The sequence below is a fragment of the Corynebacterium sp. H127 genome (assembly GCF_037482665.1).
Classification (GTDB): Bacteria; Actinomycetota; Actinomycetes; order Mycobacteriales; family Mycobacteriaceae; genus Corynebacterium.
In genome coordinates, this window is record NZ_JBBHKY010000012.1 from 69,418 (window position 1) to 82,867 (window position 13,450).

Here is a 13,450-nt window from a genome sequence, read left to right on the forward strand (position 1 = left end):
TCTAAATTTCAATGGCAGGTTGTTGCGGAACAAACTTGATAGAGTTGGCCAGCATAGATGTACAGACCTGCCGCGACCGGGAAGACTAGGTAATTTTGGCGATTTATAAGCGTGATGACATCATCACTCAGCAGTACGTGTTGAACGAGGATTTCGCGAACACAGTACTGGGCATCGAAGATGAAAATCTGCGGGTGCTGGAGAACCTTATCCCCGTAGACGTCTTTGTGCGGGGGACGGAGGCAACTCTGACTGGGCCGGACTACGAAGTAGCTCGGGTTAAGAAGGTGCTGGATGAGCTGCAGGCGATTGCGCGCCGCGGTCACGTCATCAGCCCAGACTCGGTGAAAAACGCAGTGAGCATAGTGTCCAAGGAAGCACCACAGTCCGTGCGAGAGGTGCTGGCGGCGGACATCATCGCGCGCAAAGGCAAAGTGATTCGCCCAAAGACGTTGGGGCAGAAGATTTACGTCGATGCGATCGACGAGAATACGATCATTTTCGGCCTGGGACCGGCTGGTTCCGGCAAAACCTATCTCGCCATGGCCAAAGCCGTACAGGCATTGCACGCCCGCCAAGTCAATCGCATTATTTTGACTCGCCCCGCTGTTGAAGCGGGGGAAAAGCTCGGTTTTCTTCCCGGCACGCTGGATGAGAAGATCGATCCCTACCTGCGCCCACTGCATGACGCGCTGCGGGATATGGTGGATCCGGAAATCATCCCCAAGCTGATGGAATCCGGCATCATTGAGGTGGCCCCGCTGGCGTATATGCGTGGTCGTACTCTCAACGATGCTTTTGTCATCCTTGATGAGGCGCAAAACACTACGCCCGCGCAAATGAAGATGTTCCTGACCCGATTGGGCTTCGGCTCGAAGATGGTGGTTACTGGCGACATCACCCAAATCGACTTGCCGAGTGGCCAGCGCTCGGGGTTGCGTATTGTGCGTGACATCCTCGCCGATGTGGCAGATGTGCACTTCTCGGAACTGACGAGCGAGGACGTAGTGCGTCACTCCCTAGTTGGGCGCATCGTGGAAGCCTATGATGAGTACGAAGCAGAGACGGGAGAGGGGTACTAAATGAGCATCGAGGTTTTTAATGAATCGGGCTACCCGGGCGTCAACGAAGAGATGCTCATCGACGTAGCCTCCTATGCTCTCACGCGCATGGATATTCATTCTGCGGCGGAAATGAGCATGCACATCGTGGATCTAGATACGATCGCCGACCTGCACGTGCGATGGTTGGATCTAGAGGGGCCGACCGATGTGATGAGCTTTCCGATGGATGAACTCACGCCCGGTTCGGGCCGCCCCGATGCCGCTGAACCAAGCCCGGCGATGCTCGGAGACATTGTGTTGTGCCCCGAATTCGCGGAAAAGCAAGCGCACAAGGCCGGACACGACCTCGGACACGAGCTATGTTTGCTTACTGTCCACGGTTGTTTGCACCTACTGGGATATGACCACGTCACTCCGGCCGAGGAACAGGAAATGTTCGCGCTACAAAATGAGTTGCTAGCGGATTGGTATGAGGACATTGCCGACCGCGGGGTGACTTATCAGCCGAAGCCGACTGGCGCCGGCGCGTTCCCAAGTGCGGCAGATCGGGAGCAACTCGGCTAATGCTCAATGCCTTAGGGCTGGTTATCGCACTTATTGGGTCGGGCGCGCTGACAACGGTGGAATCGGCAGTCTCCTCGATCTCCCGTGCGCGGGTAGAGGAGCTGGTCAAAGATGATCGCCCGGGGGCAGAAGCGCTCCTAAAGGTGGTGACTAAGCGGGCTGAACACATCAACTTGTTGGTGCTGTTGCGCACGCTTCTCGACGCCGTGGCGGCAGTCTTCACCGTGTCGCTGTGCATCGAAATCATCCACTCCCGTCCGCTGGCCATTACTGTCGCCGTGGCGGCACTCACGCTGGTGACCTTCGCCGTGATCGGTGTGTTTTCTCGTACGGCCGGACGGCAGAATCCCTACACTGTCTCGCTCAACTCGGCGATCTTCCTTAACTCGATGTCCTATGTGTTGGGCCCCATTCCGAAGGTCCTGATTTGGCTGGGCAATAAACTCGCCCCGGGCTCCGGCTTCCGGGATGGCCCCTACGCTACGGAAATTGAGCTCCGCGAGATGGTGGACATCGCACAAGAGCGCGGCATCGTGGAAGTAGAAGAGCGCCGGATGATTCAGAATGTGTTCGACCTCGCGTCGACCACCGCGCGCTCGGTGATGGTGCCGCGTACTGAAATGATCTGGATCGAAAAGGACAAGAACGCTGGTCAAGCCACTGCGCTGTGTGTGCGTTCTGGGCACTCTCGCATTCCAGTCATCGGGGATACCGTGGATGACATCATCGGTGTGGTCTACCTCAAGGACCTAGTGCAAAAGACGTATCATCTGCCAGACGGTGGCAAGAGCGTGCTGGTGGAAGACGTGATGCGTAAAGCAACGTTCGTTCCGGATTCGAAGAACCTAGACGGGTTGCTGCATGAGATGCAGTTGCACCGTAATCACATCGCGATGCTGGTGGACGAATACGGTGGCATCGCTGGTCTGATCTCCATCGAGGACATCTTGGAGGAGATCGTCGGTGAGATCGCAGATGAGTACGATCACACTGAGGTTGCCCCTGTCGAGCGCCTCAGTGAGCGGGAATTCCGTGTTGTCTCTCGACTCTCTCTTGATGATCTGCAGCAGCTCATCGATGAAGAATTGGACTTGGAGATTGACTTCGATGAGTACTCTGAGCAGGTAGACACCGTAGGTGGGCTGATTGCCTACGAGCTCGGTAGGGTACCGCTGCCCGGCGCACAGGTTGAGATCGCTGGGCTCAAGCTGACAACTGAAGGGCGAAGAGATCGGCGTGGGCGCATGCGAGTGACCTCAGCGATTGTTGAAGTCATTGCTACACTCGACGCATGACCGAACTTGGATTTACCAACGAAAACTTCCGCTCCGGATTCGTCAGCTTTGTGGGGCGGCCGAACACCGGTAAATCCACGTTGACGAATGCGCTGGTCGGCGAGAAGATCGCGATCACCGCCAACCAGCCGGAAACCACACGACACCCCATTCGTGGCTTAGTGCACCGCCCGGATGCACAGATCATTGTCGTCGATACGCCCGGCCTGCACCGTCCGCGCACGCTGCTCGGCGAGCGCTTAAATGAGATCGTCAAGGAGACCTACTCTGATGTTGACCTCATTTGCTTGGTGATTCCCGCCGACGAAAAGATTGGACCTGGCGACCGCTGGATCCTCGACGCCGTGGGACAAGTGGCGCCAAAGACCAAAATCATGGGCGTGGTGACTAAGATCGATAAGGTTTCTCGTGATCAAGTGGGCGCTCAGCTCATGGAGCTGCACGAACTGCTGGGTGGTGACTGTGAAGTCGTCCCGGTCTCTGCGAAAGAATCCGAGCAAATCGACGTACTAAGCGACGTCATCGTCTCCCAGCTGCCCCAGGGGCCAAAGTTCTATCCTGACGATCACATCACCGACGATGACACCGAAAAGCGCATGTCCGAACTGATTCGTGAGGCTGCGCTATCGGGACTCAAAGACGAACTCCCACACTCCGTGGCTGTGGAAATCGATGAGATCCTCCCCAACGAGGACCGCCCCGGTGTGCTCGACATCCATGCCGTGATCTATGTCGAGCGTCCGGGTCAAAAGACGATTCTGATGGGTAAGGATAACCGCCGGATGGGGCGCATCATCCATAATTCGCGCCAGTCCATCATCAAGCTGGTGGGGCACAACGTGTTCCTGGATCTGCGCATCAAGGTGCTCAAGGATTGGCAGTCCGACCCGAAGGCTCTCGGGCGCCTGGGCTTCTAATTAGACATGCATTCCTATCGTGCCCGCGCCCTCGTCGTGCGCACGTATGATTTCGGCGAGGCAGACCGGGTTGTTGTGTTGCTCACCCCATCCGGCATCGTGCGCTCGGTGGCGAAAGGCGTGCGCAGGGCGAAGTCCCGGTTCGGATCCCGAGTACAGCCGTTTGTGCTTCTCGACGTCCAGCTGTACCCCGGCCGCAACCTCGACACCATCACTGCGGCTGACACGGTCGAATTCTTCGGCTCCGGGATAATTGCAGACTATGCCAAATACACCGCCGCCAGCGCTGTTTTAGAGGCCGCGGAACAGCTCAGCTTCCATGAAGGCGAACTGTTTGAACTCACTGTGCGGGCCCTACGCAAGATACAGAACGCGTCTTATCCGACAGCAGTCCTGGATGCGTTCTTGTTGCAAGCGATGGATGTTGCCGGCTGGGCTCCCAGCTTGTTCGATTGCGCGCATTGTGGCGCGCCCGGTCCACATTGTGCTTTCCATCCTGGTGCCGGAGGCGCACTGTGTGAGAATTGCCACCTGTCCGGATGTGCCACTCCGCCCACGGAGGCGCTGCGCTTGATGTGGTGGCTGTCCCACGGCGCGTGGGATGCAGTGGGTGCCCTTTCCGAACAACCTGAATTTGAATCGCTGCTGGCCGCCGCGCATCAGCTCACGCGCGCTCACCTACAGTGGCATTTGGAGCGTTCAATGCATGCCCTAAACTTCGTGGATACTGGCTGGACGCACTAAGATGGGCCAAGTGAGTGCACCAAACATCCCGCAAGAGTTTCGCCCCAACCACATCGCACTGGTGATGGACGGCAATGGTCGCTGGGCCCAAGAGAGAGGCCTGAAGCGTACTGAAGGCCATAAGCGGGGGGAGGCGGTGCTCATGGATGTGATCGATGCCTGCCTCGAACTGGAAATCCCGTACCTTTCCGCTTATGCCTTTTCCACCGAAAACTGGCGGCGTTCCACAGAGGAGGTGCGCTTCCTCATGGGCTTTAACCGTGACGTGCTGCGGCGCCAGCGAGATACCCTCAATGAAAAAGGGGTTCGCGTGCGTTGGGTCGGCCGGAGGCCACGTTTGTGGCGCGCTGTTATCAAGGAACTTGAGGCTGCCGAGGAACTCACCCAGCACAACACTCGGATGACGTTGGCGATGTGCGTCAACTATGGTGGCCGGGCAGAGATCGTGGATGCGACCCGTGAAATCGCCCGCCGGGCGGCGGCAGGTCAGTTGCACCCGGATCAGATCACCGAGAAGTCTTTTCCGAACTTCCTCGACGAGCCCGATATGCCGGACGTGGACTTGTTCTTGCGTCCCTCTGGCGAAAAGCGCACCTCAAACTTTTTGCTTTGGCAATCGGCCTACGCAGAGATGGTGTACCAAGACAAACTGTTCCCTGATTTCACTCCGGAAGATCTGTATGCCGCCGTGCTGGAGTACGCCAAGCGGGATCGTCGATTCGGTGGGGTGAAATAGTGTGCCCGACAAAGCTCAGATCAAAAGGTGGCAAAAGCACCTAGCTAACGAGCGCGCCGAAGCCGCAGTGTACCGGCAGCTAGCCACGCGCAAGGCTGGCGAGGAACGGGAGATCCTGCTGACGCTAGCGGAGGCAGAATCCCGGCACGAGGCCCATTGGATGGGGCTATTGGGTGAGCATGCTGAGAAGAAGTGCAGCCCGGATCTCGCCACGAAAATCAAGGGCTTCCTCGCTCGGCACTTCGGCTCTGTTTTCGCCCTTGCGTTGATGCAGGCCGCCGAATCCCGTACCCCGTACACCACCGATGCTGATGCCACGGAACAGATGTCTGCCGATGAGCGCATTCACGCAGAGGTGGTACGTGGTCTAGCGGAGCGGGGGCGGGAGCAAATGTCCGGCAACTTCCGGGCTGCTGTCTTCGGCATGAATGATGGCTTGGTTTCCAACTTGGCATTGGTGCTCGGCATTGTTGGTTCCGGGGTGAGCAACAGCTATGTGCTGCTCACCGGTATCTCTGGGCTCCTTGCGGGGGCGTTGTCGATGGGCGCAGGGGAGTACGTCTCGGTTTCTTCACAGCGCGAGCTACTCGACGCCTCCAAGCCGAATCCCGAAGCGATGACGGCTATCCCGGCCTTGGATGTGGATGCCAATGAGCTGGCATTGGTCTACCGTGCGCGCGGATTGAGTCCTGCGGAGGCCGCAGACAAGGCTGCCGTGGTGATTCGCTCTTTTAATCACCCTTCGGCGGCCTCAGCGTGGGAAGGTAATTTGGGAAGTAATGAGGTGGTGGGCAGTGGCGCTGCTGCGGCGATTTCTTCCTTCTTGTTTTTCGCCTCCGGCGCACTTATCCCGATTGTGCCATTCCTTCTTGGTCTTTCAACCACTGTGGCAGCACTGATCGCATGCGTGCTTGTCGGCCTTGCGCTGATGCTCACCGGCGGCGTGGTGGGAGTGCTCTCGGGTGCCTCGCCGTTGGCACGGGCGCTGCGCCAGGTGGCGATCGGGCTGGGCGCTGCCGCAATTACCTATGGTTTGGGCTGGCTTTTCGGAGTCTCAGTAGCCTAGACCGCAGCAATTAGTTCCCGTTGCAGGGCTGCAAGTTTTCATCCGTGCAACGGGTTAAGCCGTGCGAGAAGGCTAGGAGGCCTTTCCGGCGCACTTGCGGCAGAGGCCAAAGACTTCTGCGGTATGACCGACGAGTTGGTAGCCGTTTTCCTTTGCAACGCGCTCTGCCCATGTCTCAACGGCATCGCCTGCAATTTCCACAGTGTTCCCGCACTCAGTGCACACCAAGTGATGGTGGTGATGCTCGGATTCGCAGTGGCGGTACAAGGTTTCACCGGTAGCCATGTGCAGGACATCTACGGCGTCGATATCCGCGAGGGACTGCAGAGTGCGGTAGACGGTGGTGAGGCCAACCTTCAGGTTCCTCTTGGTGAGAGCCTGGTGGATAGACTTAGCGGATGAGAATGTATCGATGTCACGGAGAACCTCGATAACGGCAGCGCGTTGTCTAGTACTACGTTGGCCCAATTTCGGGATGGGGGACTCGCTACGCGTGGTCATAAGTGGCTGCCTTCCGGACAAAAACCGTTATTTTTCACTATTAAGTTACCACGTCTACAACTTGCGGTAGTTGACGTGTACCCCCAATTCGAAAATGGAATCCAAGATTGGCATGACATTGATGCTGGATAGGGAGTAATACATCTCTCTTCCTCGGCGTTCAGCAGTGGCTAACCCCGTTGTGCGCAGGACCTTGAGATGCTGACTGATCAGGGGCTGACTGGACTCCAACTCACTCACCAATTCATGCACACAGCGTGGGGAAGCCTGGAGCAGATACAGGATTTTCATTCGCAGCTGCGAATCTAAAGCGCGGATCAATAGCTCAGCACTGGCATAATCTCGCTGGGCCACTACGGGGTCTGGTGCCTGCGTTTTCAATTTTGCTCACTCCTTGGTAAGGCTCACTTCCTGGCCCGCAGTAATGAGCAAGAAAGTGCTTATAATTCCAAGTAAAGCCCACATTAGAATCGCAGGTCAAGGGGTAGTTAAGGGAGATTGCGCACACTTGGATACACTGAAAGGACAAGTAAAGCTCGGCAGCCAGTCGAGTCCAACCTTATTTAGCTGTAGCCGCCCAGTCATCGTGTGTCGCCGGTTCACTCCGGAATTAGGCGTACCGACGGATTGTGGGGGATGAACTGCAGCAGTAAACCACTCAAGGAGTGTCGTGGCTTCAGTAATCGATTCCGTAGTTAGCCTCGCGAAACGTCGCGGTCTGGTCTACCCATGTGGCGAGATCTATGGCGGTACCCGTTCCGCTTGGGATTATGGTCCGCTCGGCGTGGAGTTGAAGGAAAACATCAAGCGTCAGTGGTGGCGCACCTTCGTGCAGGGGCGTGACGACGTCGTCGGACTCGATTCCTCTATCATCCTGCCACGCCAAGTCTGGGAAGCCTCCGGACACGTTGCTACCTTTACTGACCCCCTGGTGGAATCTCTGCATACGCACAAGCGTTACCGCGCTGACCACCTCATTGAAGCGTATGAGGCTAAGCATGGCCACCCACCAGCTAACGGCCTGGCGGATATTAAGGACCCAGAGACGGGACAGCCGGGCAACTGGACTGAGCCAAAGATGTTTTCTGGTCTGATGAAGACGTATCTTGGCGCTGTCGATGACAAGGAAGGCCTGCATTACCTGCGGCCAGAGACCGCGCAAGGCATCTTCATTAACTTCAAGAATGTTGCCACCACCGCGCGTATGAAGCCGCCATTCGGTATTGGCCAGATGGGCAAGGCTTTCCGTAATGAGATCACCCCGGGCAACTTCATCTTCCGTACCCGTGAGTTCGAACAGATGGAGATCGAGTACTTTGTTCACCCATCCGAGGTAGAGGCTAAGTTTGACGAGTGGGTCACTGCTTGCTGGAATTGGTTCACTGATCTGGGCATCAAGGAAGAAAACCTGCGCCAGTTCGATGTTCCTGCCGATGAGCGTGCTCACTACTCAGATCGCACCATCGACTTCGAGTACAAGTTTGGCTTCAGCGGCAACCCGTGGGGCGAGCTGATGGGCGTCGCAAATCGTACCGACTACGACCTCTCACAGCACACCGAGCACTCTACCGATGACATGAAATACTTTGACCAGGTCACTGGTGAGAAGTACCACCCTTATGTCATCGAGCCGTCCTTTGGCTTGACCCGTTCCCTAATGGCATTCTTGGTCGACTCCTACACCGAGGATGAGGCACCGAACTCCAAGGGTGGAGTAGATAAGCGAGTTGTACTCAAGCTGGATCGTCGTCTCTCCCCAATCAAGGTGGCCGTCCTGCCACTGTCCAAGAAGGAAGAGCTTGCCCGCCCAGCGGAGGAGATCGCCGCTAAGCTACGTGGTCTGTGGAACATCGACTATGACACTTCCGGTGCCATTGGGCGTCGTTACCGCCGCCAAGACGAAATCGGTACCCCGTTCTGCGTCACCGTGGACTTTGACACCCTCGAGGACAATGCAGTGACAGTCCGTGAGCGGGATACGATGAGCCAAGAGCGCGTACCCGTGGCAGAACTCGAAGGCTACCTAGCGCAGCGTCTGGTAGGTTGCTAACCCTATGAGCACTGTGCAGTGGGGCAAGCGTCACGATCATCGAATTCAGCTGAGCGGAGGCGATCAGCTGCTCGCAGAATTCGAGATCGTCGACGAGAATAAGGAAACCGCTGAGGTCGCTGGAAAGCAGTGGACTTACGAGCTTTCCAGTGATGAAGCTCGCGCTACTGATGGCAGCGTCGAATGGGTCGCGCAGGCACCGAAGGGTTTCAAAAAGTCGAAGCGCTTCGTTGCCACCATCGGAGAGCGCAGCATTGACTTCATCAATGAGCAGAAGTCGGACTGGATCATCGACGAAAATGACACCAAGCTCGGCCAGTTCTCTGGGGCTAACAACGGTGTCCGAAACGTTGCTGTTGAGTTCGAACCAGAGGTAGCACTGGACAAAGCTGAACAGGTGTACCTCGCTTGGCTCTCGCGCATCGCGCTTGAGCAGCGACTTGTCGGTTTGACATGGATATTGACGCTAGTATTGCTTATCCTGACTCCGTTGGTGCTATTTCTGTTCTTCAACTAAGGATTTGACGCGATGACGGATTCGCTACCGCGCTGGACATGGACCGGGAACGAATTACACAATTCGAACGGTCACTTACTGGCGATGGTGCGATCCGACGTCATCGACACCGAAGGCGAACGTCTCCTCATTGAATCCACCCCTGGCCCGATGCACTTTCGGGCCAGGGCAACTACGTCCAATGGTGAGGTATTTACCGTTAACCAGCGCGGCTTTACTGTTGGAAAACTCGTGGCCACCTGTGGTGAGACATTCTATGTGCTGGAGCGCACTACCGTGTGGCGCAAAGAACGCGCAGTTCGGGCTACTTCGGGCGTACTGGCTTATATTCGCCCGATGATCAGTGGACGCGTGGAACTAGTAGGCACCGAGCTGGCAAACCAGCTCCCGGACCTACACGCAATTTTTCTTAGCTGGGCCTGCGTCTTGGTGGACTCACCAGTGCGCAGACCACGCTACTAGAACTTGCCGCCGGTAAAGCCGCCACCGCCGCCACCGAAGCCGCCACCAAAACCGCCGCCGAAGCCACCGCCGAAGCCACCCCGGCTACCGCCGCTGAGCATCTCATTGATGAGCATTCCTGTGACGATGCCACCCATGTTGGAGCCACCGCCGGAATTGCGGCGACGGTAATCATCGATATCATGCTGCGCGGATTTGGCGGCTCGCTGCGCTGCGGTGAGAGATTGGCGCGCGAAATCGATGCCTTGGCGAGTATTGCTCGTGCGAATGTTTAGGGCTTGGGCAAAGAGGTTTTTGGCGTCGGCAAGCTGCGTACGCGCCTGTGCTCGCACTACCCGGCCACGGGTGGCGATGAGGTCCTCGGCGGCCTGAATCGAGCTCTGAGCGGTGCGCATCGTGTTGTCGAAAACCTGCAAGGTGCGGGCCTGATCCGCGGCGGATGCCCGCACCTTATCCAGCTGCTCGTCAAGGTGAGAGTCTGCGGTTACTAGCTGGTCATAGGCGTCGAGGGGATTGCTTTCGTAGCTGCCCTGAGTCTCGGAAAGGACACGTTTCGCGTCATTGACTGCACTGTTCAAAGCGGACCAATCAGCCTGGATTCCTTGGCTGGCTGCCTGCTGCTCGAGCTGGGCTGCCTCCTGGATCTCAACCTGTACCTCGGAGACGAGGGCCGGGTACTTGTCGCGGGCGACGGCGATGTTCTCCTCGGCATGCTCGATGCCTGCCAGCAGCTGATCGGCTTTGGTGACGGCATTCTCGGCGCGACGGATGTCTTCAATGAGGCGTCCTTGTTGTCCGGCCGGCAGGTGGACGGTGTCGCGGGCGGATTCTAAGGACTCCTCGGCCTCGCTGAGTGCAGCAGCAGCCAGGGCAGGGTTATCCGCGAGGTTTGCTATCACCGAGGACTCATATCGGCTTTGCAACCCGCTGAGCGTCTCCTCAACCTTAGGCATGCGGGTGCGTAGGTCGATGGTGGTGCGGGTGAGTTCATCTACTCGGGTATCGGCATTGATGAGCAGATTGCGCATTTCCGCAAAGTCGGCGGCTTCCTTGTCCAAAGCTTGGTCGGCTTGGCCGCATGAGGAGATGATGTCTACGAGCATGGCGCGACGTTCGGTTTCGGATTCCGGGATGGAATCGTCGAGGCGTTGCTGGAGACCAAAAGCACGCTGCAAGGTGGTAGTAGATTGATTCATCGCCTTGGTGAAATTACGAGCGCGTTCCGCTCCGAACTCGGCGATAGCAATGTCGAGTTCTTCCCGGCCACGGCGGATGGACTCATCGGTGGAAACGAGCTCTTCCCGGGCGCGCTCATCCAGAATCTCAGTTGGTAATGCGTTCAACGCGCCGAGGTCCTTGGGATCGATGCTGCGGGCATCTGCCACCATGGTGCTGTTGGACTTCTTCTTGTTCCGCTTGCTCATGGCATAAGCGCCCACTCCGAGCGCACCGACGGCTGCGGCGCCGCCACCGAGCCAACCAAGCGATTCACCGTCCATCGCGGCGCCACCCGATCCGGAACTACCCTTGCCGGACACCGCGATGACAAAGCTCTCAGCGGCGCCATAGAAGTCACGATCGACCAACTTGTCGTAGGCTGCCTTTTCAATGCGCTGTTGGTCTGTGCTGCTGAACGCGTTGCCGAAAGAGATCCCGTAGTCGTTGGTGGCAGGTGAGACGGCGAAAACGACCACGTTTTGCCCCTGATTCAACTGGCGGGCCTGTTTCGCCCAATCTTCACCGGACTTGCCCCCAAAATCCTTGTTGAAGACAACATACACCTTCTTCTGGGTGTCCTTCTGGACTTGCTTAATCTGCTCTTCAAGCTGCGCTTCTTGCTCCGGCGTGAGCACATCGGCGTTGTCTGTGATGGTCTTGGAATACTGGGTTGGGGCTTGCGCCAATACGGTGTCCCCAGTGGTCGGTGCCATGGCGAAGGCGGGGCTGAGGCCTCCCAGACCAATGCCGAAGGTGCATAGGGATAGTGCGCTGAATTTCCGAAGACCGCTCATAGCATTCAAGGATACTGGACGTTTTCGGTGCTTGACGGCGGGGTGTGGCCGGTTTTGGCTAAAGAGTGGGGCAAGATTGGGCGTAGAAAGGGGAACTCCAGTGCAGTTTGAATACACAGCTGCGGACGTCGAAAGGCGGCATGCAGAAGCGCCCAAGGGAAGTGCAATGGCAGGCGCTGAGCCAGAGCATCGGGGTGCGTTCTCGCGCGATCGCGCCCGGGTGCTGCACTCTGCCGCTTTGCGACGGCTGGCAGACAAAACCCAGGTGGTCGGCCCGCGCGACGGCGATACGCCACGCACTCGGCTCACGCATTCCCTAGAAGTGGCTCAAATCTCGCGGGGGATCGGGGGCGGACTCGGCCTCGACCAAGACCTGTGTGAACTCGCTGCGCTATCTCATGACATTGGACACCCGCCTTATGGGCATAACGGAGAAGTGGCATTGAACGCGCTGGCTAACCAGTGCGGGGGCTTTGAAGGTAACGCTCAAACGCTGCGGATTCTTTCCCGACTAGAACCAAAGGTCCTGGTGGGGGAGGTGTCCCATGGTCTTAACCTCACTCGGGCTTCGCTGGATGCCGCATGCAAGTATCCCTGGACACGGGCGAAGAACCCCCGCAAGTATGGTGCCTACGACGATGATCGGGAGCTGTTGGACTGGCTGCGCGCTGGCCATTCAGACCTGCGCAAGCCGATGGAAGCACAGGTGATGGACTGGTCGGATGACATCGCCTATTCGGTGCATGACGTGGAAGACGGCATCGTTGCGGGACGGATCTCCTTATCGGTGCTGTGGGATCTGGTCGAGTTAGCCGCGCTCGCTGAGAAAGGTGCTCGTGCCTTCGGCGGTGAACCGGAGGCGCTTATCGACGCCGCCGACCGACTCCGTCAGCTCCCCGTGATCTCCCAGGCTTCCGAATACGACGGCTCGCTGTCCTCCCTGGTGGCATTGAAAGCGATGACCTCTGAGCTGGTGGGACGCTATGTTGGCGTAACCATCTCCGCTACGCGTGCCGCAAATGAATTGATTGGCCGGCAACATGGTGATCTGGTTGTTCCAGACACCGCGGCGGCAGAAGTGCAGCTGCTCAAGACTCTTGCGGTGCTCTATGTGATGGATGATCCTGGGCATATCGCCCGCCAGGATCGGCAGCGTGAACGCATCAGCCGTGTCTATGACTACCTGGTGCTCGGTGCACCGGGAACCCTGGATCCGATGTTCCGGTCATGGTTCCAGGCAGCTGATACCGATGCCGCACGGCAGCGAGTGATCATTGACCAGATTGCCTCGATGACTGAGACCAGGCTGGAGCGGGTAGCAAAGTTCAGCTCTGGGGTGTCGGGCTTCTTTGGTTAACGTGGGGCTGCGCGAACCCCTTTTGCCGAGGTTCCCTTGGCGGTGTCAAGCTGTGAATGCACCACAAACCAGAAAGGTGGTTCGTGGTGGTTCAACGATCAACACAGAAGATAAGGGACCATGCGGTGGCTTCGGTGCTTGCCGGCCGACGGGTAACTGTGGTCG

14 protein-coding genes are annotated in these 13,450 nt (G+C 57.6%); 11 read left to right on the forward strand and 3 right to left on the reverse strand.

Annotated features, from left to right (window positions below; translation table 11 throughout):
- The first annotated feature begins 119 nt into the window (after nucleotides 1-119).
- The 7 genes from WG936_RS11295 to WG936_RS11325 are packed head-to-tail and all read left to right on the forward strand — an operon-like array spanning nucleotide 120 to nucleotide 6,386.
- Nucleotides 120-1,082, forward strand: a complete 963-nt coding sequence (locus WG936_RS11295; RefSeq protein WP_445227962.1) for a PhoH family protein — start codon at nucleotides 120-122, stop codon at nucleotides 1,080-1,082.
- A complete protein-coding gene (gene ybeY / locus WG936_RS11300) occupies nucleotides 1,083-1,628 on the forward strand; it encodes an rRNA maturation RNase YbeY (protein ID WP_339565237.1) in 546 nt (181 codons plus the stop codon).
- On the forward strand, nucleotides 1,628-2,923 hold the full coding sequence (locus WG936_RS11305) for a hemolysin family protein (RefSeq protein ID WP_339565236.1): 1,296 nt from the start codon (nucleotides 1,628-1,630) through the stop codon (nucleotides 2,921-2,923). The genes ybeY and WG936_RS11305 overlap by 1 nt, the downstream gene beginning before the upstream one ends.
- Nucleotides 2,920-3,840, forward strand: coding sequence for a GTPase Era (gene era, locus WG936_RS11310; RefSeq protein WP_339572965.1), 921 nt, complete (start codon nucleotides 2,920-2,922; stop codon nucleotides 3,838-3,840). Before WG936_RS11305 ends, era begins: the two co-directional genes overlap by 4 nt.
- Nucleotides 3,841-3,846: 6 nt before the next feature.
- Complete coding sequence (gene recO / locus WG936_RS11315) at nucleotides 3,847-4,584, forward strand: DNA repair protein RecO (protein ID WP_339565234.1); 738 nt, start codon at nucleotides 3,847-3,849, stop codon at nucleotides 4,582-4,584.
- Nucleotide 4,585: 1 nt separating this feature from the next.
- A complete protein-coding gene (locus tag WG936_RS11320) occupies nucleotides 4,586-5,320 on the forward strand; it encodes an isoprenyl transferase (RefSeq protein WP_339565233.1) in 735 nt (244 codons plus the stop codon).
- 1 nt (nucleotide 5,321) lies between these two features.
- Nucleotides 5,322-6,386, forward strand: coding sequence for a VIT1/CCC1 transporter family protein (locus tag WG936_RS11325; RefSeq protein WP_339572966.1), 1,065 nt, complete (start codon nucleotides 5,322-5,324; stop codon nucleotides 6,384-6,386).
- Between the two features lie 72 nt (nucleotides 6,387-6,458).
- Here WG936_RS11325 and WG936_RS11330 read toward each other — a convergent pair whose 3' ends face one another.
- Nucleotides 6,459-6,887, reverse strand: coding sequence for a Fur family transcriptional regulator (locus WG936_RS11330; RefSeq protein WP_339565231.1), 429 nt, complete (start codon nucleotides 6,885-6,887; stop codon nucleotides 6,459-6,461).
- A gap of 54 nt (nucleotides 6,888-6,941) precedes the next feature.
- Complete coding sequence (locus WG936_RS11335; protein ID WP_339565230.1) at nucleotides 6,942-7,268, reverse strand: ArsR/SmtB family transcription factor; 327 nt, start codon at nucleotides 7,266-7,268, stop codon at nucleotides 6,942-6,944.
- A gap of 289 nt (nucleotides 7,269-7,557) precedes the next feature.
- On the opposite strand from WG936_RS11335, the gene WG936_RS11340 reads away from it, so the two are divergent.
- The 3 genes from WG936_RS11340 to WG936_RS11350 are packed head-to-tail and all read left to right on the forward strand — an operon-like array spanning nucleotide 7,558 to nucleotide 9,916.
- The gene (locus WG936_RS11340) at nucleotides 7,558-8,937 is read left to right on the forward strand and encodes a glycine--tRNA ligase (protein WP_339565229.1); all 1,380 of its coding nucleotides are present in this window, start codon (nucleotides 7,558-7,560) and stop codon (nucleotides 8,935-8,937) included.
- Between the two features lie 4 nt (nucleotides 8,938-8,941).
- Nucleotides 8,942-9,454: a hypothetical protein gene (locus WG936_RS11345; RefSeq protein WP_339572967.1), complete on the forward strand. Its 513-nt coding sequence runs from the start codon at nucleotides 8,942-8,944 to the stop codon at nucleotides 9,452-9,454.
- Nucleotides 9,455-9,466: 12 nt separating this feature from the next.
- Nucleotides 9,467-9,916, forward strand: a complete 450-nt coding sequence (locus tag WG936_RS11350; protein ID WP_339565227.1) for a hypothetical protein — start codon at nucleotides 9,467-9,469, stop codon at nucleotides 9,914-9,916.
- Here WG936_RS11350 and WG936_RS11355 read toward each other — a convergent pair.
- Nucleotides 9,913-11,928, reverse strand: a complete 2,016-nt coding sequence (locus WG936_RS11355; RefSeq protein WP_339572968.1) for a TPM domain-containing protein — start codon at nucleotides 11,926-11,928, stop codon at nucleotides 9,913-9,915. The two genes, WG936_RS11350 and WG936_RS11355, sit on opposite strands and share 4 nt — an antisense overlap.
- 100 nt (nucleotides 11,929-12,028) lie before the next feature.
- On the opposite strand from WG936_RS11355, the gene WG936_RS11360 reads away from it, so the two are divergent.
- The gene (locus WG936_RS11360; protein ID WP_339572969.1) at nucleotides 12,029-13,285 is read left to right on the forward strand and encodes a deoxyguanosinetriphosphate triphosphohydrolase; all 1,257 of its coding nucleotides are present in this window, start codon (nucleotides 12,029-12,031) and stop codon (nucleotides 13,283-13,285) included.
- Nucleotides 13,286-13,450 lie beyond the last annotated feature (165 nt).